The sequence below is a fragment of the Phenylobacterium sp. genome (genome assembly GCF_013822795.1).
Taxonomy (GTDB): Bacteria; Pseudomonadota; Alphaproteobacteria; order Caulobacterales; family Caulobacteraceae; genus Phenylobacterium.
Genome location: NZ_PNLB01000005.1, coordinates 116,284 through 138,059, shown reverse-complemented (window position 1 = coordinate 138,059; position 21,776 = coordinate 116,284). Strand labels below are relative to the sequence as shown.

24 protein-coding genes are annotated in these 21,776 nt (G+C 69.3%); 12 read left to right on the top strand and 12 right to left on the bottom strand.

What is annotated here, in order from left to right; translation table 11 throughout:
- The first annotated feature begins 70 nt into the window (after positions 1 to 70).
- From C0481_RS06315 to queG, 3 genes are read left to right on the top strand one after another with little or no spacing between them, the layout of a single operon-like run.
- Positions 71 to 1,024: a cation diffusion facilitator family transporter gene (locus C0481_RS06315; RefSeq protein ID WP_293401802.1), complete on the top strand. Its 954-nt coding sequence runs from the start codon at positions 71 to 73 to the stop codon at positions 1,022 to 1,024.
- A gap of 17 nt (positions 1,025 to 1,041) precedes the next feature.
- Positions 1,042 to 1,728 (top strand): glutathione S-transferase family protein, encoded by a 687-nt coding sequence (locus tag C0481_RS06310; protein WP_293401800.1) that lies wholly within the window; start codon positions 1,042 to 1,044, stop codon positions 1,726 to 1,728.
- Positions 1,709 to 2,833: a tRNA epoxyqueuosine(34) reductase QueG gene (gene queG, locus C0481_RS06305; protein ID WP_293401798.1), complete on the top strand. Its 1,125-nt coding sequence runs from the start codon at positions 1,709 to 1,711 to the stop codon at positions 2,831 to 2,833. Before C0481_RS06310 ends, queG begins: the two co-directional genes overlap by 20 nt.
- A gap of 350 nt (positions 2,834 to 3,183) precedes the next feature.
- On the opposite strand, the gene C0481_RS06300 is transcribed toward queG, so the two are convergent.
- The 4 genes from C0481_RS06300 to C0481_RS06285 form a co-directional block, all read right to left on the bottom strand.
- On the bottom strand, positions 3,184 to 3,825 hold the full coding sequence (locus C0481_RS06300) for a glutathione S-transferase family protein (protein ID WP_293401796.1): 642 nt from the start codon (positions 3,823 to 3,825) through the stop codon (positions 3,184 to 3,186).
- Entirely contained in the window at positions 3,825 to 4,643 is an 819-nt protein-coding gene (locus C0481_RS06295; RefSeq protein ID WP_293401794.1) for a crotonase/enoyl-CoA hydratase family protein, read from the bottom strand. Before C0481_RS06295 ends, C0481_RS06300 begins: the two co-directional genes overlap by 1 nt.
- Positions 4,644 to 4,653: 10 nt before the next feature.
- Entirely contained in the window at positions 4,654 to 5,562 is a 909-nt protein-coding gene (locus tag C0481_RS06290; RefSeq protein WP_293401792.1) for a glutathione S-transferase family protein, read from the bottom strand.
- 82 nt (positions 5,563 to 5,644) lie between these two features.
- The gene (locus C0481_RS06285; RefSeq protein ID WP_293401790.1) at positions 5,645 to 7,078 is read right to left on the bottom strand and encodes an MFS transporter; all 1,434 of its coding nucleotides are present in this window, start codon (positions 7,076 to 7,078) and stop codon (positions 5,645 to 5,647) included.
- A 217-nt stretch (positions 7,079 to 7,295) separates the two neighbouring features.
- Between C0481_RS06285 and C0481_RS06280 the strand changes: the two genes are divergently transcribed.
- Together C0481_RS06280 and C0481_RS06275 are read left to right on the top strand one after the other, a co-directional pair.
- Positions 7,296 to 8,447 (top strand): saccharopine dehydrogenase NADP-binding domain-containing protein, encoded by a 1,152-nt coding sequence (locus C0481_RS06280; protein ID WP_293401788.1) that lies wholly within the window; start codon positions 7,296 to 7,298, stop codon positions 8,445 to 8,447.
- Positions 8,444 to 9,532 carry an NADH:flavin oxidoreductase gene (locus C0481_RS06275; protein WP_293401786.1) on the top strand — a complete coding sequence of 363 codons (1,089 nt, stop codon included), beginning with the start codon at positions 8,444 to 8,446 and terminating at the stop codon, positions 9,530 to 9,532. Before C0481_RS06280 ends, C0481_RS06275 begins: the two co-directional genes overlap by 4 nt.
- A gap of 176 nt (positions 9,533 to 9,708) precedes the next feature.
- Here the strand turns inward: C0481_RS06275 and C0481_RS06270 are convergent, their stop codons facing one another.
- Positions 9,709 to 10,530 (bottom strand): acyl-CoA thioesterase II, encoded by an 822-nt coding sequence (locus tag C0481_RS06270; protein ID WP_293401784.1) that lies wholly within the window; start codon positions 10,528 to 10,530, stop codon positions 9,709 to 9,711.
- A gap of 14 nt (positions 10,531 to 10,544) precedes the next feature.
- A complete protein-coding gene (gene rfbC, locus C0481_RS06265) occupies positions 10,545 to 11,099 on the bottom strand; it encodes a dTDP-4-dehydrorhamnose 3,5-epimerase (protein WP_293401782.1) in 555 nt (184 codons plus the stop codon).
- 30 nt (positions 11,100 to 11,129) lie between these two features.
- Between rfbC and C0481_RS06260 the strand changes: the two genes are divergently transcribed.
- Complete coding sequence (locus C0481_RS06260; RefSeq protein ID WP_293401780.1) at positions 11,130 to 12,218, top strand: glycosyltransferase family 2 protein; 1,089 nt, start codon at positions 11,130 to 11,132, stop codon at positions 12,216 to 12,218.
- Here the strand turns inward: C0481_RS06260 and argE are convergent.
- Positions 12,178 to 13,359, bottom strand: a complete 1,182-nt coding sequence (gene argE / locus C0481_RS06255; protein ID WP_293401778.1) for an acetylornithine deacetylase — start codon at positions 13,357 to 13,359, stop codon at positions 12,178 to 12,180. The two genes, C0481_RS06260 and argE, sit on opposite strands and share 41 nt — an antisense overlap.
- 90 nt (positions 13,360 to 13,449) lie before the next feature.
- On the opposite strand from argE, the gene purU reads away from it, so the two are divergent.
- The 4 genes from purU (at position 13,450) to C0481_RS06235 (ending at position 16,659) form a co-directional block, all read left to right on the top strand.
- On the top strand, positions 13,450 to 14,292 hold the full coding sequence (gene purU / locus C0481_RS06250; RefSeq protein WP_293401776.1) for a formyltetrahydrofolate deformylase: 843 nt from the start codon (positions 13,450 to 13,452) through the stop codon (positions 14,290 to 14,292).
- Positions 14,293 to 14,410: 118 nt separating this feature from the next.
- The gene (locus tag C0481_RS06245) at positions 14,411 to 15,244 is read left to right on the top strand and encodes an EamA family transporter (protein WP_293401774.1); all 834 of its coding nucleotides are present in this window, start codon (positions 14,411 to 14,413) and stop codon (positions 15,242 to 15,244) included.
- Between the two features lie 66 nt (positions 15,245 to 15,310).
- Positions 15,311 to 16,138 (top strand): enoyl-CoA hydratase-related protein, encoded by an 828-nt coding sequence (locus C0481_RS06240; RefSeq protein ID WP_293401772.1) that lies wholly within the window; start codon positions 15,311 to 15,313, stop codon positions 16,136 to 16,138.
- Between the two features lie 71 nt (positions 16,139 to 16,209).
- Positions 16,210 to 16,659 (top strand): DUF2214 family protein, encoded by a 450-nt coding sequence (locus C0481_RS06235; RefSeq protein WP_293401770.1) that lies wholly within the window; start codon positions 16,210 to 16,212, stop codon positions 16,657 to 16,659.
- A 159-nt stretch (positions 16,660 to 16,818) separates the two neighbouring features.
- On the opposite strand, the gene C0481_RS06230 is transcribed toward C0481_RS06235, so the two are convergent.
- The 3 genes from C0481_RS06230 to C0481_RS06220 form a co-directional block, all read right to left on the bottom strand.
- Positions 16,819 to 17,616: an SDR family NAD(P)-dependent oxidoreductase gene (locus C0481_RS06230; RefSeq protein WP_293401768.1), complete on the bottom strand. Its 798-nt coding sequence runs from the start codon at positions 17,614 to 17,616 to the stop codon at positions 16,819 to 16,821.
- 2 nt (positions 17,617 to 17,618) lie between these two features.
- On the bottom strand, positions 17,619 to 18,182 hold the full coding sequence (locus C0481_RS06225; protein WP_293401766.1) for a carboxymuconolactone decarboxylase family protein: 564 nt from the start codon (positions 18,180 to 18,182) through the stop codon (positions 17,619 to 17,621).
- 83 nt (positions 18,183 to 18,265) lie between these two features.
- On the bottom strand, positions 18,266 to 18,589 hold the full coding sequence (locus C0481_RS06220; protein WP_293401764.1) for a metalloregulator ArsR/SmtB family transcription factor: 324 nt from the start codon (positions 18,587 to 18,589) through the stop codon (positions 18,266 to 18,268).
- Positions 18,590 to 18,635: 46 nt separating this feature from the next.
- On the opposite strand from C0481_RS06220, the gene C0481_RS06215 reads away from it, so the two are divergent.
- Both C0481_RS06215 and C0481_RS06210 read left to right on the top strand, forming a co-directional pair.
- Complete coding sequence (locus tag C0481_RS06215) at positions 18,636 to 19,115, top strand: SRPBCC domain-containing protein (RefSeq protein ID WP_293401762.1); 480 nt, start codon at positions 18,636 to 18,638, stop codon at positions 19,113 to 19,115.
- Positions 19,116 to 19,184: 69 nt separating this feature from the next.
- Positions 19,185 to 19,709 carry a DUF1993 domain-containing protein gene (locus tag C0481_RS06210; protein ID WP_293401760.1) on the top strand — a complete coding sequence of 175 codons (525 nt, stop codon included), beginning with the start codon at positions 19,185 to 19,187 and terminating at the stop codon, positions 19,707 to 19,709.
- A gap of 336 nt (positions 19,710 to 20,045) precedes the next feature.
- On the opposite strand, the gene C0481_RS06205 is transcribed toward C0481_RS06210, so the two are convergent.
- Together C0481_RS06205 and C0481_RS06200 are read right to left on the bottom strand one after the other, a co-directional pair.
- Positions 20,046 to 20,549 carry an FKBP-type peptidyl-prolyl cis-trans isomerase gene (locus C0481_RS06205; protein WP_293401758.1) on the bottom strand — a complete coding sequence of 168 codons (504 nt, stop codon included), beginning with the start codon at positions 20,547 to 20,549 and terminating at the stop codon, positions 20,046 to 20,048.
- A gap of 11 nt (positions 20,550 to 20,560) precedes the next feature.
- Entirely contained in the window at positions 20,561 to 21,763 is a 1,203-nt protein-coding gene (locus C0481_RS06200; RefSeq protein WP_293401756.1) for a threonine ammonia-lyase, read from the bottom strand.
- Positions 21,764 to 21,776 lie beyond the last annotated feature (13 nt).

Sequence of the window (21,776 nt, the reverse complement as noted above, 5' to 3'; positions counted from 1 at the left end):
CATCCAGCCTCGGAACCCGCCGCGAGTCGTTCGCGCTGGGGTCGCCGCGCCAGCAGCGCTATGAGGAGCCATGGCCTCACCCCGCCTTTCCGCCGCCGAAACCGCCGTCCTCACCCGCCGCATCACCCTGGCCTCGACCGGGGTGGCGCTGCTGCTGGTGACGATCAAGGGGCTGGTCTGGTGGACCAGCGGCTCGATCGCGCTGCTGGCTTCGGCCGCCGATTCCGCGCTCGACCTGCTGGCCTCGCTAGTCACCTTCTTCGCCGTCCGCTACGCGGCCAGCCCGCCGGACGCCGAGCACCGCTTCGGCCACGGCAAGGCCGAAGCCTTCGCCAGCCTGATGCAGGGCGGCCTGGTCTTCGCCTCCGCCGCCCTGGTCGGCCGCGAGGCGATCATGGGCCTGATCGACCCGCAGCCGGTCCGCCAGGAGGGTCTGGCGGTGGCGGTGATGGCGGTCTCGACGCTGCTGACCTTCGGGCTGATCAGCGCCCAGAGCTGGGTCCTGCGCCGGACCTCGTCGGTCGCGGTGGCCGGCGACCGGGCCCATTACGCCACCGACCTCGCCTCCAACATCGCCGCCCTGATCGGCATCGCCGCGGCCGCCTGGCTCGGCCTTGCCGGCCTCGACGCCCTGGCCGCCCTGGTGGTCACCGGCCTGCTGCTCTGGGGCGCCGTCAGCGTGTTCCGCGAGGCGGCCAATCAGCTGATGGACCGCGAGCTGCCGCACGACGAGCGCGAACAGATCAAAGCGCTGGTCACCCAGGACCCGGCCCTGACCGACGTGCACCAACTGCGGACCCGCGCCTCGGGTCCATACGTTCACATGCAGATGCACGTCGATCTCGACCCCGCCCTGTCGCTCAAGCAGGCCCACGCGGCCGTGGTCGCGGCCGAGAAGCGCATCCTCGCCGAGTTCCCCAGCGCCGACATCATCATCCATCCCGACCCGCGCGGCGCGGCCGAGCCGCACGGCGGCGCTTTCGCCGAAACCGCCCTCGGTAAACGTGGCCTTAACGAGGATTAGCGATACTCGGTCGCCTGATGAGTCTCGACCTCACCCTCCTTCACTTCCCCCTGGACCCCGCCTCCCGGCAGGTCCGCCTCGCGCTGGGCGAAAAGCGGCTGCCGTTCGCCGAGGAAGCGGTCCGCTACTGGGAACGGCCGGCCGCCCTGGTGAAGCTGAACCCGTCGGGCCTGACCCCGGTGCTGGTCGTGGCCGGCGGCCGCGAGCCGCTGGTGCTGTGCGAGAGCCGCGCCATCCTCGACTACCTGGAAGAGACCCACCCCGAGCCGCCGCTGCTCGGGCGCGACCCGGTCGAACGCGCCGAGGCGCGTCGCCTGCTGCAGTGGTTCGACCGCAAGTTCGACTACGAGGTAGGCGGCTTCCTGCTGCACGAGAAAATGGAAAAGCGCCTGCTCGGTCTGGGTGCCCCGGACCTGGGCGCGATGCGCGCCGGCCGCGAGGCGCTGCGCGCCCACCTGGTCTATGTCGAGACCCTGCTCTCAGGCCGCGACTGGCTGGCCGGCCGCCGGCTGTCGATGGCCGATTTCGCCGCCGCCGCCCACCTGTCGGTGATCGACTATTTCGGCGACGTGCCGTGGCGCGACTTCCCGGCGGTCAAGACGTGGTACATGAAGCTGAAATCGAGGCCGTGCTTCCGGCCGCTGCTGGCCGATCGCTGGCCCGGCCTCGCGCCGGCGCAGCATTATGACGACCTCGACTTCTGATCCCCGAACCGCAGACCTGATCCGCCAGCGCGCCGTCGAACTCGGCTTCGACGTCTGCCGCATCGCCGACGCCCGCGCCGAGTGGGCCGCCTCGGGCCGCCTGCGCGAGTTCGTCGAGCACGGCCGTCACGGCGAGATGGGCTGGATCGAGGACACCGAGGATCGGCGCCGTCATCCCACCGCCATGTGGGACCACGCCCGCTCGGCGATCATGCTCGGCGTCAACTACGGCCCCGACCACGACCCGCTCGAGGCCCTGGCCCGTAAGGACCGCGGCGCGATCTCGGTCTACGCCCAGGGCGACGACTATCACGAGCTGATCAAGGGCCGGCTCAAGCAGCTGGCCGGCTGGCTGGTCTCGCGCTTCGGCGGCGAGTTGAAGGTCTTCGTCGACACCGCGCCCTTGATGGAAAAGCCGCTGGCCGAGCGCGCCGGCCTCGGCTGGCAAGGCAAGCACACCAACCTGGTCAGCCGCGAGTTCGGCTCCTGGCTGTTCCTCGGCTCGATCCTCACCGAACTCGACCTGCCGGCCGACGGGCCCAGCGGCGGCTCCTGCGGCCAGTGCCGCGCCTGCCTCGACATCTGTCCGACGAACGCCTTCCCCGCGCCCTACCAGCTCGATGCGCGCCGCTGCATCTCCTACTTGACCATCGAGCTGAAGGGTCCGATCCCGACCGAATTCAGGCCGATGCTCGGCAACCGCATCTATGGCTGCGACGACTGCCTGGCGGTCTGCCCGTGGAACAAGTTCGCCGCCCAGAGCCGCGAACAACGCCTGCACGCCCGCGACGCCCTGCGCGAGCCGGCGCTGGCCGATCTCGCCGGCCTCGACGACGCCGCCTTCCGCGCCCTCTTTTCCAAGAGCCCGGTAAAGCGCATCGGCCGCGACCGCTTCCTGCGCAACGTGCTCTACGCCATCGGCAATTCCGGCGACGCCGCCCTCGCGCCCCGCGCCCAGGCCCTGCTCAGCGACCCCGCCCCGATCGTCCGCGGCGCCGCCGTCTGGGCGCTCTCACGCCTGCTGCCGTCCGACGCCTTCGAGGCCCTCCGCGCCGCCTCAGCCGAAACCGACCCTGAGGTCCTCGCCGAGTGGGATCAAATCTGAGAATCCAGATGCTCCCCCTCTGGGGGAGCTGTCAGCGAAGCTGACTGAGGGGGACTTTGACACTCGCGCATTGAGAGCAGTCCCCCTCCGTCTCGCCGCTACGCGCCGATCCACCTCCCCCAAGAGGGGAGGACCTGGCTTTCGATCGCTACAACGCCTGTCCCTCTCCCCGCTTGAGGGGAGAGGTTAGGTGAGGGGTTGGCGGCGCGGAGCGGCGCTCTGCTGAGTCAGCAGCCCCCCTCACCCCAACCCTCTCCCCCAAGGGGGCGAGGGAGTCGTTCTAGATGCTCAGCTCTGGATGCTCCCCCTTCGGGGGAGGAACCAGTATCGGCGCCTTCCTGCAATCGCGCTCAGGAAACCTGCCACTCCGGCGTCCCATCGGCCGCCTGCGCCGCCTTGGCCCGCAGGAACCCCTCGCGCGCCTGCAACCGCGCCCAATAGGCCGCCACCGCCGGGCTGAACCGCTCGCTCAGCCCCAGCGTCGAGGCCAGCAACAGCGCATAGCCCACCGAGATGTCCGCCGCCGTGAACCGCCCGGCGACCAGATAATCCCGCGTTTCCAATGCCCTATCCACCGCCCGCAGCCGCGCCATGAACCACTTGGCGTAGTCCTCAGCGACCTGCGGATTGCGCCGCTCCTTCGGCTCCAGCCGCGTGTAGCGAAGCACCAGGGTCTGCGGGAAGGTCAGCGTCGCCTCGCCCAGATAGAGCCAGTTCAGCCAGGCGCCGTAGTCGCTATCGTCATTCGGCACGTTCAGCGGCCCGCCATGCCGAACGGCCAGGTACTGAAGAATGGCCGAGGACTCGGTCATCTTCGTCTGCCCGTCGACGAAGAACGGGATGGTCCCCAGCGGGTTGATCTCCAGGTATTCCGGAGACCGCACCCGCGGCGGAAACGGCAGCAATTTCAAGTCGTAAGGAACGCCCAACTCCTCCAGCGCCCAGAGGGCGCGGAAGGAGCGGGCGTCCTGGCAGTGGTACAGCGTCGGCATCAGTCGGCGTAGGCGGCGGCGCGTTTCTGCATGTTCGACATCACCGCCTCGACCTGGTTGGGCGAGCCGATCAGCGCCGCCTGCTCAACGCTCTCGGCCTTGAGGATCGCGTGCTGGTCGGCGTCGGCGACCATGTCCAGCAGCCGCTTGGCGGCGCGGATCGCGGTCGGGCTCTTGCCGGCGATCTCGGCGGCCAGGGCCAGGGCCTCGGCGCGCGGATCGGCGCAGACGCGGGTGGCCAGGCCGATGCGCGCGGCCTCCTCGCCGTCGAAGATGCGGCCCGTATAGGTCAGCTCGCGAGCGACGTCGTCGCGGACCAGCCCGCGCAGCAGCACCATCCCGGCCATGTCCGGCACCAGGCCCCACTTGATCTCCATCACCGACATCCGGGTGTCGGCGGTGACGAAGCGCAGGTCCGCGCCCAGGGCCAGCTGGAAGCCGCCGCCGAACGCCACGCCGTGCACGGCGGCGATCACCGGCACCACCTGCTCGCTCCAGACCATCACCGCATGCTGGGCGCGGTTCGAGCCGCCGGCCGTGCGGTTGTCGGTCAGCAGCGACTCGCCGGTCGAGGACTGGCCGCCCTTGCGCTCGCCCGAGGCCATTTTGCCGAAGTTGCCCATGTCGAGCCCGGCGCAGAACGCCCGTCCCTCGCCCGACAGCACGATGGCGCGCACGCCCTTTTCGGTCTTCAGCCGTTCGCCGGTCTCGATCAGGGCCGAGAACATGGCGTCGTCCAGGGCGTTCATCTTGTCGGTCCGGACCAGGCGGACATCGGCCACGCCCTCGCTGATTTCGACGGTGATGCGCTCTTCCATGGGATGCTCCTTAGGCCTTGCCGACGACGTAGCCGGCGCGTGGGAAATGGACCTGGGTCCGGCCCAGGTCAGGGGTCTGGCGGGTCAGGACGATCCGGCTGCGCGTCAGCGCCGCCAGCGTCCCGGCGATGGGGTCGCGGCCATAGTCGTCGGCCGCCACGGTGATGGCGTCGCCCGGCGTCAGGCCCAGCGGGTCGTTCGGGTCATGGGCGGGAACCGGGCCGGGCTCGGCCTCGCGCGCTGCGGCCAGGGCGTCGGCGCCGCTGATTTCGCGGCGGGTCCCGTGCCCGATCGCCGCCACCCGTTTGCGCCACACCTGGGTCCGGTCGAGACCGGCCAGCAGCTCGTCGGCCATGGCCGGCAGGTTCCGGGCGAGGAACCAAATGTTCATGTAGGCGGCGATGTCGGCCAGTCCCGGCGCGTCGCCTGCCAGCCAGTCAGTCTCGCTCAGCCCCTCCTCGATCCAGGCCGCTTGCGCGCGCCATTGCGGGACCATCAGCGGCGCGGCCGCCTGCATCGCCGCGACATTGAACGGCCGGCCGCTCAGCTTCTCGCGGTCGGCGATGAACTCCGGCGTCGTCGCCTCGCCCAGCGCCCCGAAGATGATCGGCACGGTGATCCCGAAGAACGGCCGGTCCGCCCAGAAGTTGACCGCCCAGTCGGCTCCCGACGCGGCCCGCGGGCCCGGCGCGCGGGCCTCCAGCTCGGCCAGAATCACCTGGGTGTCGCAATAGACGTCGGCGCCGATCTGCAGCACCGGGATGCGCCGATAGCCGCCGGTCAGCGGGATCAGATCGGGCTTGGGCATGATCACCGGCGCCTGCACCGAGTCCCAGGCCAGGCCCTTCAGGCCCAGCATCAGCCGCACCTTCTCCGAGAACGGCGAGGTGTCGTAGTGATGGAGGATCAACCCGCTCATCGGCGTTCCCTGGACCGGCCTCTTGCCGGGCCGCGGGCTTACGCTGTCACGGATTTCGCGCGCCGCCCACCATGACCTCGCGTCACTTGGGCTGGCCCTCGCCGCCGGTGACCGCCGGGGCCACGTCGGGCGCAAAGCTCTCCAGGATCGGGGCCTCGGCATAGAGCGCGTCGCGCCGCTCCAGTTCCTCGCGGATCGCCGCATGCTTGGCCGCGTCGAGCTTCCAGCCCAGCACGCAGGCCCCGCCCAGCATCACGAACACGATCGGCCCGACGATGAAGGCCAGCTCCAGCCCGCGGATCGCGCCCTCGGTGTTCACCGCCCCGTCGGCCGGGTTGAAGCCGATCTGCGCCAGCAGCGGGAAGGTCAGCACGATGGCGAAGGCCGAGGCGATCTTGTTGGCCAGGGCGTTCAGCGCATAGATCAGGCTCAGCCGCTCTTGGCCCTGCTCCAGCCGCACCTCGTCGGCGACGTCGGCCAGCATCGCCCGGATCATCAGGTCGAAGCCGGCGGCCATGAAGCCCTGCCAGAACATCATCGGGATGCCGAAGGCCATGTCGCCCTTGGGCAGGAACATCACCGTGCACAGCCCCAGCGAATAGGCCGTGGTCGTCACCATCAGCGTGCGGTGCTTGGAGAACCGCATCGCCAGCCGCGCGGTCAGCGGCGCGCCCAGGATGCCGGCCACCACATAGACCAGCAGCAGCGCCGAGGCTTGCTCGGTCGAGAACCCGCGCGAGTCGGTGAAGAAGAACATGTAGAGCGCGCTCATCCACCCGGGGCCGAGCGTCAGCGCCATCTGCGCCAAGAACAGACGCAGCAGGTCCGGCTTGGTGATCAGCGACAGGTAGTCCTTGAACTGGAAGTGCTCGGGCGCGGTCTTCACGATGTGCTCGGGCGTGCGCAGGCAAACCAGCGCCACCACCACCGGGACCATCGCGAAGATGAACCAGCCCATGGCCTTCACGCCCCCGGCTTCGGAAAGACCGAAGTGAGCTGCGCCGATCGGGATCACCAGCACGGTCATCGCCCCGATCACCCCGGCCGCCGCCAGGATCCCGAAGATGCGTGAGCGCTGGTGGTACTCAGTGGCCAAAGTCGCCGCCCAGGCCGAGTGGCTGAGCCCGAGGATCGAGTTGCCGAGGTAGAACACCAGCAGCCAGAAGATCAGATAGGGCAGCCCGATCCCGCTCGGCGCCTCGAACAGCGCATAGACCGCCGCCATCAGGATCGGCCCGCCGATCAGCACCCAGACCCGATAGCGGCCGAACCGCGTGCGGGTGCGGTCCATCACCAGCCCCAGCACCGGGTCGACGCCCAGGTCCAGCATCCGCACCACGAAGAAGGCGACGCCGATCAGGGTCAGATTGACCCCCAGGTGGCTGGCGAAGAACGGCGGGATGTAGACCGACACCGCCACCGCCAACGCGCCGAGCGGAAACGCCAGGGTCGAAAAGGAGAGCGCGGTCGATGTCGACAGCGGCCGCGGCCCGTTGGCCGGCGCGTGCTTGGTCACGTAAAGGCTCTCCCCTTCGCGCCGGTCGCCGCCGGCGTCGGTAGCCCTCCATTGTTCGGCCTGCCCGCGACGTCGGGCAAGAGGGGGAGCGCCGCGTTTGACAAAAGCGCCTCGGACGCCGTTCGACACGCCCTAATTTTCAAACACTCGTTTGCGCCCCGCGGTTTTTCCGGCAAGGTCCCGCCCCTCTAGGGGACGGAAAGCGGAGACAGACGCCATGAACAGCGGCGCGGAATTCGACATCATCGTCTACGGCGCGACCGGTTTCACCGGCCGCCTGGTGGCCGAGCATCTGGCCAAGCAGTACGGCGTCGGCGGTGACGTGAAGTGGGCCATGGCCGGGCGCAGCCTCGACAAGCTGCAGCAGGTCCGCGACGAGATCGGCGCCCCCAAGGACACCCCGCTGATCGTCGCCGACGCGTCCGACCCGGCCTCGGTCAAGGCGATGGTCGAGCGCACCAAGGCGGTGCTGACCACCGTCGGCCCCTACCAGCTCTACGGTTCGGACCTCGTCGCCGCCTGCGTCGCGGCCGGGACCGACTATCTCGACCTCTGCGGCGAGCCGAACTGGATGGCCGCGATGATCCCGCTGCACCATGAGGCGGCGCGCAAGAGCGGCGCGCGCATTCTGTTCTCCTGCGGCTTCGACTCCATTCCCTTCGAGCTCGGCGTCTACTTCGCGCAACAGACCGCCAAGCAGAAGCTCGGCGGCCCGGTCCCACGCGTGAAGGGCCGCATGCGCAAGCTCAAGGGCGGGCTCTCGGGCGGCACCGCCGCCAGCGGCCGCGCCACCATGGCCGCGATCCAGAAAGACCCCAGCCTGTTCGCGGTGATGGTCGATCCGTTCGCCCTGACCCCCGGCTTCAAGGGCCCCGAACAGCCGGCCGGCCAGGCCGTCGAGCACGACGAGGACCTGAACGCCGACGTCGGCCCGTTCATGATGGCCGCCATCAACACCAAGAATGTCCACCGCTCGAACTTCCTGCAGGGCCACGCCTACGGCGCCGACTTCGTCTATGACGAGATGGCCGTGGTCGATCCCAACGCGCCGGCCTCCTTCGCCCTCGAAGAAGGGACCGGCCCGCAGCCCGGCGAGGGCCCCAGCAAGGAAGAGCGCGAGACCGGCTTCTACGACGCCGCCTTCATCGGCATCGCCGCCGACGGCCGCAAGGTCGTGGTCAGCGTGAAGGGCGACAAGGACCCGGGCTACGGCTCGACCTCGAAAATGATCGCCGAGACCGCCATCTGTCTGGTCAAGGAAGCCGCCGACGTTCCCGGCGGCCTCTGGGTCCCGGGCGCGGCCCTGGGCGACAAGCTGATCGCACGCCTGCAGAAGAACGCAGGCCTGACGTTCGAGGTGGAAGCATGACCGACCTGTTCACCCCCTTAAGCCTCCAGCACGGCCCGGCAATGAAGAACCGCTTCATGCTGGCGCCGCTGACCAACACCCAGAGCCATCCGGACGGCGTGCTGTCGGACGACGAGTTCGCCTGGCTGACCTATCGCGCCGAAGGCGGTTTTGGCCTGACCATGACCTGCGCGGCCCACGTCCAGGCGATCGGCCAGGGCTTCCCTGGCCAGCTCGGCGTGTTCGGCGACCAGCACCTGCCGGGCCTCACCCGCCTGGCCGCGGCCATCAAGGAGAGGGGCAGCATCGCCGCCCTCCAGCTGCACCACGCCGGCAACCGCTCGCCCAAGGAGCTGATCGGCGAGGCGCCGGTCTGTCCCTCAGACGATCCCGAGACCGGGGCCCGCGCCCTGACCCTGGCCGAGGTCGAGCAGCTCCGCGAAGACTTCATCGCCGCCGCCGTCCGCTCCGAGAAAGCCGGCTTCGACGGGGTCGAGATCCACGGCGCCCACGGCTATGTGCTCTGCCAGTTTCTGTCGCCGACCCTCAACCGGCGCCAGGACCGCTATGGCGGCTCGCTCGAGAACCGCGCCCGGCTGATCTTCGAGATCATCGACGGGATCCGCGCCCGCTGCGGCGCGAACTTCCAGCTCGGCCTGCGCCTGTCGCCCGAGCGCTTCGGCCTGGAGCTGGCGGAGATCGTCGAGGTCGCCCGCAAGGTGTTGGCCGAAGGTAAGATCGACTATCTCGACATGTCGCTGTGGGACGTGGCCAAGGAGCCGGTCGAGGAGGCGTTCCAGGGCCGCACCCTGATGTCCTACTTCACCGAACTCGACCGCGGGCAGGTCCGCCTCGGCGTCGCCGGCAAGATCATGACCGGCCAGGTCGCCCGCCAGTGCCTGGAAAACGGCGCCGACTACGTCCTGATCGGCCGCGCCGCCATCCTGCACCACGACTTCCCGCAGAAGGTCGCGGCCGACCCGGACTTCGCCTCGATCGCCCTGCCGGTCACCCGCCAGCACCTGCGCGATGAGCGCCTGGGCCCGGCCTTCGTCGAGTACATGAACGGCTGGAAGGGCTTCGTCGCCCAGGAAGAGACGGTCTGAAGATGCTCCCCCGCTGGGGGAGCAAGCTCAAGTGTCATCCCGGAAAGCCCGCAGGGGTTGTCCGGGACCCATTCGCGCCAAGGTGCGAACTAGGGGCGCGGCCGCACCACCTCCTGTTTGATCAGGTGTTCATAGGTCCCGGTCTTGCTGCGCAAACCGGGATGACACTTTGAGCCTCACCGATACCGGATCAGCGCTTCCTGCGCGGCCGAGGCCACCAGCTTGCCGTCCTGATTGAAGATCGAACCGCGGTTGAAGCCGCGCCCGCCGGACGCCGAGGGGCTGTCCTGCACATAGAGGTGCCACTGCGTGAAGTCGCTGGCGTGGTGGAACCACAGCGCGTGGTCGAGGCTGGCGACCTGCAGCCGCCCCTCGCTCCACGGAATGCCGTGCGGGCGCAGCGAGGTGTCCAGCAGCGTCATGTCGGTGGCGTAGGCCAGGGCGCACTGGTGGATCATCGGATCGGCGCCCAGCGGATCGCGGGCCCGGAACCAGATCGCCTGTTCGGGGTCCATGACCGGGGCGGTGCCGTAGGGCGGCGGATCGATCGGCCGCACCTCGACCGGCCAGGTCCGGCGCGTTTCGGTCTCGCCGCCAGCCTTGCGCAGTTCATCCTCATCCAGCAGGCCGTCGGGGCCGGGCAGCGACGGCATCTCGATCTGGTGCTCGAGCCCGGTCTCGGGGACCTGGAACGAGGCCGACAAGTTGAAGATCTGCTGGCCGTGCTGCAGGGCCGTGACCCGCCGCATGGTGAAGGTGCCGCCGTCGCGCACCCGCTCGACCTTCAAGAGGATCGGGATCTTCGGGTCGCCGCCACGGATGAAATAGGCGTGCATCGAGTGGCACACGCGCCCGTCGACGGTGCGATAGGCGGCGGCCAGCGCCTGGGCGACCACCTGGCCGCCGTAGATGCGGCGCTTCTCGCCCTCGGCGTTGTGGCCGCGGAACATGTCCAGGTCGATGGCCTCGATGTCGAGGATGCGGACCAGCTCACTCATATCCGTCACTCAGTTCAGAACGCCGCGGGCGGCATGTCCTTCAGGGTCGGCGCCACGAGGTCCTTGTCGGACAAGATCACCTCGCCCCGCCACGGCCACGCGATGCCCACCTCCGGGTCGTTCCACAGCAGCGAGCCCTCGGTCTGCGGCGCATAGTCGCCGTCGACCTTGTAGGCCAGCTCGCAGCCGTCGGTCAGGGTCTGGTAGCCATGCGCGAAGCCGCGCGGCACCAGCAGCTGCTCGCCGCCTTCGGCCGTCAGCTTGGCCCCGACCCACTGGCCGAAGGTGGCCGAGCCGGGGCGGATGTCGACGGCCACGTCGAAGATCTCGCCGCGCAGCACCCGCACCAGCTTGGCCTGCGGATGCGGCGCGTTCTGGAAGTGCAGGCCGCGGACCGTGCCGGCCTTGGCGTTGAAGGCCTGGTTGTCCTGCACGAAGTCGTGGTCGGCGCCGGCGGCCGCCAGCGAACGACGGCTCCAGGTCTCGGCGAACCAGCCGCGCGCATCGCCATGGCGCTTGGGCGTGATAAGCAGGACCTCAGGAATGGATAGCGGCGTGATCGACGTCATGACTGCCTGCAAGTTTGGAACCGCCCCCGCATGAACGACCACGCGCAGGAACACAAGTCGCCAGCGCCGCAAAGCCCCGCCGAATCCCCCGTCGAGAGCTCAGCCGAAACCGCCGTACAGATCACCGTCTGCGTCATCGCCTACAACTCCGGCCCCACCTTGCGCGCCTGCCTGCAGCACCTGGCCGACCAGACCTATCGGGACTTCGAGACCCTGGTGATCGACAACGCCTCGCCTGACCCCGGCGACGCGGCGATCGCCCGCGAGTTCCCGTTCGTGCGGCTGATCGAGAATAGCGAGAACCTCGGCTTCGCCGGCGCCGGCAACCAAGCCGCGCGGCTCGGGCGCGGTCGCTGGTACGTGCTGCTCAACCCCGACGCCTACGCCGAGCCCGACTGGCTGGAGAAGCTGGTCGACGCCGCGCAGCGCCATCCGCAGGTGCGCTCTTTCACCTCGCGCCAGGTGATGGCCGAGGACCCGACCCATCTCGACGGCCTGGGCGACGTGATGTCCGGCTACGGCATCCCCTATCGCGGCGGCTACCTCGCCCCCGATCCCGGCGACACCCCAGAGGGCGAGGTCTTCTCGCCCTGCGGCGCGGCGATGATGATCGACCGCCAGCTGTTCCTGGATCTCGGCGGCTTCGACGAGTTCTTCTTCTGCTATTCCGAGGACGTCGACCTCGGCTACCGGCTGCAGCTGGCCGGCGAGCCGACCGTGCTGGTGCCGAGCGCCACCATCCATCACGTGGGCTCGGCCTCCAGCGGCGGGCGCAAGTCGGAGTTCGCCGTCTTCCACGGCACCCGCAACCGCTTCTACGTGGTCTACAAGGACACGCCCTGGCCGCTGCTGCCGGTGGTGGTGCCGCTTCACCTGGCGGCCGTCGCCTACATCTCCAGCCGGCGCGAGAACCACCCGCACGCCCACATCGTCTGGCGGGCGTTCACCGAATCCCTCAAGGGGCTGCCGACGATCCTGAAGAGCCGCCGTCAGGTCCAGAAGCGGCGCCGCGCCTCGACCGCGCAGATCGCCCGGGCCATGACCTGGAACCCGCGCGACCTGTTCGCGCGGCGAGCGGTCATTCGCCCGCTGCGGCCCAGTCGATCAACCGCGCCATGAACGCCCCGCCGCGCTCCATCTGGACGCGGTCGACATACTCGTCGGCCTGGTGCGCCTGGTCGATGGAGCCCGGGCCGCAGATGACGGTCGAGAATCCGGCCTCCTGGAACTGGCCGGCCTCGGCCGCATAGGGCACGACCCGGGCCGGGCCGTTGTCGCCGGCCAGCCGCCGGGCGAACAGTTCGGCGACGCCGTCCTCTTCCGGCGACAGCGGCGGCGTGCCCGAGCGCTGCACGATCGTCGCCCCGGCCTGCGGGAACAGGCCCTTCAGCCGCGCGTCCAGCGCCGCCACCTCGGCCCGGAACGGGGCCAGCAGCGCCAGCGGGTCCTGGCCGGGCGGGCAGCGCAGGTCGAACTGGAACGCGCACTCGCGCGCCAGGATGTTGCCCGCCGTGCCGCCATGCAGCAGCCCGACGGTCAGGGTCGCGTGCTTGGGCAGGAACGGCGAGGCCGGATCAGCCTCGTCCTCCAGCCTCCGGGCCAGCGCCTTCAGCGAGGCCAGCAGCGGGATGGCTTCCATGATCGCCGACACGCCCAGCTGGGTCTGGCTGGAATGGGCCTCCTTGCCGGTCACCGTGACGGTGAAGGTCAAGATGCCCTTATGGCCGCGCACCGCCTCCATCATCGTCGGCTCGCCGACCACCACCAGCGCCGGGCGCGGCAGTTCGCGTGCGATCACCGCGATCATGTCCGGCGCGCCCAGGCAGCCGATCTCCTCGTCATACGAGAACGCCAGGTGCACCGGCTTCTTCGGGTCCGCGGCCGCCACGCCCGGCACCGCCGCCAGCGCCAGCGCCAGGAACCCCTTCATGTCGCAGGTCCCGCGCCCATAGATCCGGCCGTCGTCTTTCGGGGTCAGCACGAACGGGTCGCTGGTCCAGGCCTGGCCGTCCACCGGCACCACGTCGGTATGGCCCGACAGCACCACGCCGCCTTCGACCGCCGGGCCGATGCTGGCGATCAGGTTCGACTTGCTGCCGTCATGGTTGGGAACCCGGCGGTGCGCGACGCCATGGCCGTCGAGATAGGTCTCCACCCACTCGATGAGGGCGAGGTTGGACAGGCGCGAGGTGGTGTCGAAGGCCACGAGCGTCTCGAGGATGTCCAGCGCGCGGGCGGTCAGGGCTTCGGAAGTCGGCATGCGCGCAGCGTAAGCGCCCCGCCCGGCGGCTCCAAGCGCGATGCCTCCAGCCTTGACGTATTGATCATGATCGCGGCCTAGACAGGCGCCATGATCCTGACCCTCTCCTGCCCCGACCAGCCGGGCATCGTCGCGCGCGTTTCGGCCTTCCTGTTCGAGCGCGGCGCCAACATCCTCGACGCCCAGCAGTACGACGACCAGGAGACCGGCAAGTTCTTCATGCGCGTCGTCTTCGACGCCAAGGGCTCCGACGTCGAGGCCATGCGCGGCGAGTTCGAGGATCTCGCCAAGGGCTTCTCCATGCGCTGGTCGCTCCGCGACCCGAAGATCAAGCGCAAGGTTATGATCCTGGCCAGCCAGCAGGACCACTGCCTGGCCGACCTGCTCTATCGCTGGCGCCGCGGCGAACTGCCGATGGAGATCGCCGCCGTGGTCTCCAACCATCCGATCGAGACCTACGCCAACCTCGACCTCTCGGACGTGCCGTTCCACCATCTGCCGGTGAAGCGCTCGACCAAGCTCGAACAGGAAGCGGCGATCTGGAAGCTGATCCAGGACACCGAGACCGAACTGGTCGTCCTTGCCCGCTACATGCAGGTTCTGTCCGACGGCCTCGCCGCCAAGCTCGAAGAGCGCTGCATCAACATCCACCACTCGTTCCTGCCCGGCTTCAAGGGCGCGCGCCCCTACCACCAGGCCCACGAGCGCGGCGTGAAGGTGATCGGGGCCACCGCCCACTACGTCACCGCCGACCTCGACGAAGGCCCGATCATCGAGCAGGACGTCGAGCGCATCAGCCACCGCGACACCCCCGCCGCCCTGATCCGCAAGGGCCGCGACATCGAACGCCGGGTGCTGGCCCGCGCTGTCCGCTGGCGGCTGGAAGACCGCGTGCTGCTCAACGGCGCCAAGACCGTGGTGTTCACGGACTAAGCTCTCTCTACCCGCTCATCCCGGCGAAAGCCGGGACCCAAGCTGAGCCGCAACTTGCACCGCGTCCGTGTGGGCCCCGGCTATCGCCGGGGTGAGCGGGTTGGTTAAGGTCGCCCCCATGCCCCTCAGCGTCTTCGGCATCGTCATCTTCGCGGCCCTGCTGCACGCCAGCTGGAACGCCATCGTCAAGCTGGCGCCCGACAAGCTGCTGACCACCATCCTGGTCGCCGCCTCGGCGGCGGTGATCTCGGCGCTGGCCCTGCCGTTCCTGGCCCAGCCGGCCCGCGAGAGCTGGCCGTTCCTGGCCGCCTCGGCCGTGCTGCAGGTCGGCTACTACCTGCTGGTCGCCCGCGCCTATCGCGGCGCCGACATGAGCCAGGCCTATCCGCTGATGCGCGGAACCGCGCCGCTGATCGTCGCCCTGGTCAGCCGCTTCTGGCTGGGCGAACATCTGTCCCTGGCCGCGACCGGCGGCGTCGCCCTGATCTGCGGCGGCGTGCTCAGCCTGGCGCTCGGCGCGCGCGGGACCAGCGGCAAGGGCGTCCGCGCCGCGCTGCTCAACGCCGTGGTCATCGCCAGCTACACCCTGGTCGACGGGGCCGGGGTGCGCGCCTCCGGCGCCCCGGCCGCCTACACGCTCTGGCTCAACCTGCTCTCGGGCGCGCCGCTGCTGATCTGGGTGCTCGCCGCCCGCTGGCGCACCTTCCTGCCCTATGCCCGCGCCCACCTGCCGCTCGGCGTGGTCGGCGGGCTCGGCACCCTGACCTCCTACGGTCTGGCGCTCTGGGCCATGACCCACGCGCCGGTGGCGGTGATCGCCGCCCTGCGCGAGACCTCGATCCTGTTCGCCACGGCCATCGCCGTCTTCGTGCTGCGCGAGCGCCTGACGCCCGGCCGCCTCCTCGCCGCCCTGCTGATCGCCGCCGGCGCCGTGGTCCTGCGCCTGGCCTAGCCGCCCACCTTTGACTGTCGCGGCGTCAAGCGCCGACCCTTCTCCAAAATCCCGGAGGAGGACCCCATGGCAGACGCGCCGATCCTGCTGACCGACGATCCGGCGCCGCACGTGCGCCGCATCACCCTCAACCGCCCCGCCAAGCGCAACGCCCTCTCCAACGCCCTGCGCGGCGAGATCTTCGCGGCGCTCGAAGCCGGCGACGCCGACCCGAACGTCCGCGTGATGATCATCCGCGGGGCCGGGACCTGCTTTTCATCCGGCTACGACCTGGCCGGGGTCGGCGAACTGCCCTGGCACACGGCCGGCGGCCAGGGGCAGTGGGCGCGCCACGTGGTCGACGGCTGCTTCCGGGTCTGGGACCTGGCCAAGCCGGTGATCGCCCAAGTGCACGGCTGGTGCCTGGCCGGCGGCTCCGAGCTCGCGGTCGCCTGCGACCTGGTCTACGTCGCCGAGGACGCCCAGATCGGCTACCCGGCGGTGCGCACCATGAGCCCGCCCGACAACCACTATCACGTCTGGCTGATGGGCATGCGCGCGGCCATGGAGCAGATGCTGACCGGCGACTCCATCGACGGGAACGAGGCCGTCCGCCTCGGCTTCGCCAACCGCGCCTACCCGCTCGACGACCTCGAACCGGCCGTCCTGGCCATGGCCGAGCGCATCGCCAAGGTCGATCCGGAACTGGCCCAGCTCAACAAGCGCCTGGTCCATCGCCAGATGGAGGTGATGGGCATGCGCCAGGGCATCCGCGCCGGCACCGACCTGCACGCGCTGGGCTGGAGCACCAAGGCCTCGCGCGAGTACATGGCCAAGCTGCGCGAGGGCGTCACCAGCGCCCTGACCGAACGCGACGGCAAGTTCGACGACTACCGGACCGGTCCCAAGTCCTAGGCCCGAAGAGTTAGCATTTACATTGTAAGCGAAAGGCTCCACAGTCACGGCGCAACCGATCGGAGCGCGCCGTGACCGACCTTCTCCTCGCCATCGCCCACCACCTGCTGGTCTTCAGCCTCGCCGCCATCCTGGCGATCGAACTGGCCACCGTGCGCCCCGGCCTGACCGGCGCGGCCTTACGCCGGCTGGGCATCGTCGACATGCACTACGGGCTGATCGCGGCCCTGATCCTCATCGTCGGCTTCGCCCGCGTCTACATGGGCGTGAAGGGCCCCGAGGCCTATCTCGGCAATTGGACGTTCTGGGCCAAGATCGGGGCCTTCGCGCTGGTCGGCCTGCTCTCGGCCCCGCCGACCATCCGCATCCTGCTATGGCGCAAGCGCGCCCGCGCCGAGCCCGGCTTCGCCCTCGGCCACGACGAGGTGAAGGCCGTGCGCCCCTACCTCGTCGCCGAACTCGCCGTCTTCGCCCTGATCCCGGTCTTCGCCGCGATGATGGCCCGCGGCATCGGGCTGTAGGGGTCGGCGCGTAGCGCCTGCACATAACTGTCCCTCTCCCCGCTCGAGGGGAGAGGTTAGGTGAGGGGGCAGCGGCGCGAAGCGGCGCATTGCGGCCAACCCCGCACCCCCTCACCCCAACCCTCTCCCCCAAGGGGGCGAGGGAGCCGTCAGCGGACGTCACCCCACCCGGCTCGACATCCCGCCGTCGACGAACAGCACCGTCCCGGTGATGAACCGCGCCTCGTCGCTGGCCAGGAACAGCGCCGCATAGGCGGTGTCCCAGGCCGTGCCCATCTGACCGCCCAGCGGCACGCGGGCGTTGCGGGCCTCGCGCACGGCCTGCTGCTCCTGGCCGCTGGCCTGGGCGATCCCGGCCACCGCCATCGGCGTGTCCAGCAGCCCCATCGCGATGGCGTTGCAGCGCACGCCCTTGGCCGCATTGGCCTGGGCCACGCTGGTGGTCAGCCGGTTCAGCGCCGCCTTGGAGATTTCGTAGGCGGCCTGGTTCCCGCCGGCGATCGAGGCCAGCGACGAGATATTGACGATCGAGCCCTTGCCCTGCTCGCGCAGGGTCGGCAGCGCCGCCTTCGCAACCTGCCAGGCGCCCTTCAGGTTGACCGCCAGGATGCGGTCGAAGGCCTCCTCGGTCAGCTTGTGGGCCGGCCCGTCGCCGCCCCCGCCGATGCCGACGTTGTTGACCACGATGTCGATGGTCCCGAACCGCTCGCGCGCCGCCGCCACCATCGCCTCGCAGTCGGCCGCCTTGGTGATGTTGGCCGCCAGCGCGCTCGCCTGGCCGCCCTCGGCCTCGATCAGCGCCACGGTCTCCTGCGCCCGCTCGATCAGCCGGTCGACGCACAGCACCTGCGCGCCCTCGCGGGCGAACAGCAGGGCGATGGCCCGGCCGTTGCCGACGGTCTCGCCCGGCGTCTGGCCCGCGCCGACGACGATCGCGGTCTTGCCCTGCAGCCGCACGCCTAGAAGCCCTTCAGATCGGGATCGAGGGTCTGGCCGGCGTCCAGCTGCACGCCGAACGAGTTCAGGATCATCGAGACCTGGGTGTACTGGCCGGCGGTGAACACCACGTCCATGCACTGCTTGTCGCTGAAGTGCGCCTTCAGCGCGCTCCAGGTCGCGTCGGTGATGAACTGGTCGTGGTGCAGCTCGTCGCTGGCCGCCAGCAGCGCCTGGTCGGCGGCGCTCCAGCCGCCGGCGCCCGCCCCGCCCTTGATGCGCGCCACCTCGTCCTCGGTCAGTCCCGCCCGCACCCCGATCGGCACGTGCTGCGTCCACTCGTAGCCGGACTTGCAGAGATAGCCGATGCGCAGGATCACGATCTCCCGCTCGCGCGCCGGCAGGTCGTTCTTCTTCGACAGCACATAGTTGCCCCAGGCCAGGAAGCCCTTGGCCGCCTTCGGCGCCCCGACCATGGTGCGGAAGATGTTCAGCACCCGGTCGCCCATCGGCGCCAGGATCTCCTTCTGCTCGTCGTTAAGGTCGGCGTCCTGGACCGGCGCGATCCGGGGCTTGGTGAGGCGCATGCGGCGTTTCCCTGTTCTGCTTTGCCGCTCAGCAAACAGGCGATGGACGGCGGGCGCAAGTCTTCGAGCCCCCGGTATGGCGCTCAGGTCTCGAGGTCGGTCTTCAGGCGGTCCAGCAGGCTGACCGCCCGCTCGGCATAGGGACCGATCCAACGGTCGTGGATCTGCTTGATTGGCATCGAGTTCAGGTGGTTCCAGCGCTCGCGCCCCTCGCGGCGGGCGATCACCAGGTCGGCGCCCTCCAGCACCTTCAGATGCTGCATCACCGTACAGCGGTCGAGCTCGGGGAACCGCTGGCAGAGGTCGCCGGTGGTCAGCGGCGCGTCCTTGATCTCGTCCAGCATCCGACGCCGGGTCGCCGAGGCCAAGGCCTTGAAAATCAGGTCGTTTTCGTCGTCGCTTGACATGTTATAAATTTATAACACAAATGGCCGCAGAACAAGGAGCAAGATCATGGATCTGACCTTTCGCGTGACCGCCCGCATCGCCAAGCCTGTGAGCGAGGTGTTCGAGGCCGTCGCCAACCCGGACCAGCTTTCGCAGTACTTCACCACCGGCGGCGCCAAGGGCCGGCTGGAGACCGGCGCCACCGTCTACTGGGACTTCGCCGACTTCCCCGGCGCCTTCCCGGTCTGGGTGATCGAGGTGGTCCCCAACCAGAAGATCGTCTTCGAATGGGAGGCCAATGACGGGCCGCCGGAGAACGCCGACAACCTGGTCACCCACGTCGGCTACAAGACCCAGGTGACCATGACCTTCGAGGGCCTGGACGACGGCCGCACCCTGGTCGCCATCGAGGAGCACGGCTGGAAACAGACCGAAGTCGGGCTCCGCGCCTCCTACGGCAACTGCCAGGGCTGGACCCAGATGCAGTGCGCGCTGAAGGCCTGGCTCGATCACGGCCTCAACCTGCGCGAGGGCATGTTCAAGTAGCCGCAAAACCGCTGGCGTCGGCGCGCGGGCCGGAGGAAATTGCCCGTCCAAATCACATAAGGGCGGAACATGGCGATCTCTCTCTACGACGTCAGCGTGGCTTCATTTCTCCAGACGGTGGGCGGCGTCGCCGGCTTCCTTGAGCGCGGCCTCGCCCACTGCCAGGACAACGGGATCGACCCGCAGGACATCGTCGCCTCGAAGATGTGCGAGGACATGTTCGACTTCCGCTTCCAGGTGATCTCGGTCGCCCACCACTCGCTCGGCGCCATCGAGGGCGTGAAGGCCGGCGTCTTCTCGCCGGGCGGCGACCAGAGCGCCCAGGACCTGCCGGCCCTGATCGCGCTGATCAAGGACACGCACGCCAAGCTCGCGGCGATCAAACCCGAAGAAATCAACGCCTACGAGGGCAAGGACGTGTTCTTCGAGTTCCGCGGCTCGAAGATCCCGTTCGTCGCCGAGAACTTCCTGATGTCGTTCTCGCTGCCGAACCTGCACTTCCACGCCACCACCGCCTACGACCTGCTGCGCTCGCGCGGCGTGCCGATCGGCAAGCGCGACTACATGGGCGCGCTGCGGATGAAGATGGGCTGAAGCGTAAGCCTCAGGTCCTCCCCGCTGGGGGAGGTGGATCGATGCGAAGCATCGAGACGGAGGGGGACTGCTGAGTCAGCAAGCCCCCTCAGTCAGCCATTCGGCTGACAGCTCCCCCAGCGGGGGAGCAACTGAGGGCGAAGCGCCCGGGTCGGCTCCCTCGCCCCCTTGGGGGAGAGGGTTGGGGTGAGGGGGCTGCTGACTCAGCAGAGCGCCGCTTCGCGCCGCAGGACCCCTCACCTAGCCTCTCCCCTCAGGCGGGGAGAGGAACGGGCCGCGCAGCCTCGCACTCGAAGAACACCTCCAACTCACCAAGGTCGGGGGCGCTCATAGGCCTCAGCCCTGGCCGATACGCCCAGGCGCCGGCAGCACGCCGATCAGTTCGATGCGGAAGATCAGCACGCTGTTGGGCGGGATCTCGCCGTTGCCCGCGCCTTCCTCGCCATAGCCCTGGGCCGGCGGCACATAGAGCGTCCACTCGTCGCCCGGCCGCATCAGCTGCAGGGCTTCCTTCCAGGCCGGGATCAGCGCCGGCAGCGGCATCGCCGCCGGGGCGCCGCGCTCGTAGGACGAGTCGAAGACCTTTCCGGAAACCAGCTTGCCCTCGTAGTGGACCTTCACCTCGTCGTTGGGGCCCGGCTTCATGCCGGTGGTCGGGCCCGAGCGGACGATCTTGTACTGCACGCCCGACGGCAGGGTCTGGATCCCCTCGGCCTTGGCGTTGGTCTCCATGAACGCCTTGGCCTCGGCCGCGGACTTGGCCAGCTCGGCGGGGTCGGCGCCGCCGCGGCCGCAGGCGGCCAGCAGCAGGGCGGCGAGAACGGGAAGAAGGCGCTTCATATCGGGTCTCTCTAGACAGCGCGCGGCGGATAGCCGTGCTCGCGCAGGGCGTCCATGATTTCCTGAGTGTGCTGGGCGTCGCGGGTCTCGATCATGATGTCGAACTCCGCGCCCTTGGCCGGCACGTCCAGGGCCAGGCGGTTGTGGGCCACCTCGATGATGTTGGCGCCCATCTGGCCGATCACCGCCGAGACGGTGGCCAGCAGGCCAGGACGGTCGTCGCCGATGATCCGCAGGGAGACCAGCCGCTGGTCGCGGACCAGTTCGCGGGTCAGCACCGAGGCCAGCAGCCGGGTGTCGATGTTGCCGCCGGTGATGATCAGCCCGACCTTCTTGCCCTTGAACTTGCCCGGATAGGCCAGCAGCGCCGCCAGCGAGGCCGCGCCCGCGCCCTCAACCACGGTCTTCTCCACATTGCAGTACAGCGCCACCGCCCGCTCGAAGTGCGGCTCCTCGATCAGCAGCACCTCGTCGATCAGCGGCCGGGCGATGGCGTAGGACAGGTCGCCGACCTGCTTGACCGCGATGCCCTCGGCGATGGTCGCCCCGCCGCTGGTCCCGTTCACGCCGCGCATCTTGGCGGTGAAGGACGGGTACATGGCCGGCTCGACGCCGATGACCTGGACCTTGGGGTTCAGCGACTTGGCCACGGTGGCGCAGCCGGCGATCAGCCCGCCGCCGCCGATCGGGATCGGCAGCACGTCCAGGTCCGGCACGTCCTCGAACATTTCGAGCGCCACCGTCCCCTGGCCGGCCATCACCTGCAGGTCGTTGAACGGGTGGACGAAGGCCAGGTCCTGCTCGGCGCACAGCTTCATCGCGACGGCCGAGGCCTCGTCGTAATTGTCGCCTTCCAACACCACGTTGGCCCCATGGCCGCGGGTCTGCTGGACCTTCACGAACGGCGTCGAGCGCGGCATCACGATGGTCACCGGAATGCCCAGCCGGGCGGCGTGATAGGCCAGACCCTGGCTGTGGTTGCCGGCCGAGGCGGCGATCACGCCGCGGCCTCGCTCGTTGTCCGACAGCTGCAGCAGGGTGTTGAGCGCCCCGCGCTCCTTGTAGGCGGCCGTGAACTGCAGGTTCTCGAACTTCACCCACACCTCGGCGCCGGTAATCTCCGACAGGGTCCGCGAATGGCGGCAGGGCGTGCGCTCGATGTGCCCCTTCAGCCGGTCGGCGGCGGCGCGGATGTCGTCGAGAGAAAGCGTCATGTCAGAGCCGATG

What these genes read in the sequence shown, in the direction of transcription:
- C0481_RS06200 (WP_293401756.1), bottom strand. Translation starts at nt 21,763, where the DNA reads ATGACGCTTTCTCTCGACGACATCCGCGCCGCCGCCGACCGGCTGAAG.
- queG (WP_293401798.1), top strand. Translation starts at nt 1,709, where the DNA reads ATGACGACCTCGACTTCTGATCCCCGAACCGCAGACCTGATCCGCCAG.
- C0481_RS06220 (WP_293401764.1), bottom strand. Translation starts at nt 18,589, where the DNA reads ATGTCAAGCGACGACGAAAACGACCTGATTTTCAAGGCCTTGGCCTCG.
- C0481_RS06215 (WP_293401762.1), top strand. Translation starts at nt 18,636, where the DNA reads ATGGATCTGACCTTTCGCGTGACCGCCCGCATCGCCAAGCCTGTGAGC.
- argE (WP_293401778.1), bottom strand. Translation starts at nt 13,359, where the DNA reads ATGCCGACTTCCGAAGCCCTGACCGCCCGCGCGCTGGACATCCTCGAG.
- C0481_RS06275 (WP_293401786.1), top strand. Translation starts at nt 8,444, where the DNA reads ATGACCGACCTGTTCACCCCCTTAAGCCTCCAGCACGGCCCGGCAATG.
- rfbC (WP_293401782.1), bottom strand. Translation starts at nt 11,099, where the DNA reads ATGACGTCGATCACGCCGCTATCCATTCCTGAGGTCCTGCTTATCACG.
- C0481_RS06205 (WP_293401758.1), bottom strand. Translation starts at nt 20,549, where the DNA reads ATGAAGCGCCTTCTTCCCGTTCTCGCCGCCCTGCTGCTGGCCGCCTGC.
- C0481_RS06245 (WP_293401774.1), top strand. Translation starts at nt 14,411, where the DNA reads ATGCCCCTCAGCGTCTTCGGCATCGTCATCTTCGCGGCCCTGCTGCAC.
- C0481_RS06300 (WP_293401796.1), bottom strand. Translation starts at nt 3,825, where the DNA reads ATGCCGACGCTGTACCACTGCCAGGACGCCCGCTCCTTCCGCGCCCTC.
- C0481_RS06260 (WP_293401780.1), top strand. Translation starts at nt 11,130, where the DNA reads ATGAACGACCACGCGCAGGAACACAAGTCGCCAGCGCCGCAAAGCCCC.
- purU (WP_293401776.1), top strand. Translation starts at nt 13,450, where the DNA reads ATGATCCTGACCCTCTCCTGCCCCGACCAGCCGGGCATCGTCGCGCGC.
- C0481_RS06280 (WP_293401788.1), top strand. Translation starts at nt 7,296, where the DNA reads ATGAACAGCGGCGCGGAATTCGACATCATCGTCTACGGCGCGACCGGT.
- C0481_RS06295 (WP_293401794.1), bottom strand. Translation starts at nt 4,643, where the DNA reads ATGGAAGAGCGCATCACCGTCGAAATCAGCGAGGGCGTGGCCGATGTC.
- C0481_RS06210 (WP_293401760.1), top strand. Translation starts at nt 19,185, where the DNA reads ATGGCGATCTCTCTCTACGACGTCAGCGTGGCTTCATTTCTCCAGACG.
- C0481_RS06315 (WP_293401802.1), top strand. Translation starts at nt 71, where the DNA reads ATGGCCTCACCCCGCCTTTCCGCCGCCGAAACCGCCGTCCTCACCCGC.
- C0481_RS06240 (WP_293401772.1), top strand. Translation starts at nt 15,311, where the DNA reads ATGGCAGACGCGCCGATCCTGCTGACCGACGATCCGGCGCCGCACGTG.
- C0481_RS06270 (WP_293401784.1), bottom strand. Translation starts at nt 10,530, where the DNA reads ATGAGTGAGCTGGTCCGCATCCTCGACATCGAGGCCATCGACCTGGAC.
- C0481_RS06310 (WP_293401800.1), top strand. Translation starts at nt 1,042, where the DNA reads ATGAGTCTCGACCTCACCCTCCTTCACTTCCCCCTGGACCCCGCCTCC.
- C0481_RS06290 (WP_293401792.1), bottom strand. Translation starts at nt 5,562, where the DNA reads ATGAGCGGGTTGATCCTCCATCACTACGACACCTCGCCGTTCTCGGAG.
- C0481_RS06225 (WP_293401766.1), bottom strand. Translation starts at nt 18,182, where the DNA reads ATGCGCCTCACCAAGCCCCGGATCGCGCCGGTCCAGGACGCCGACCTT.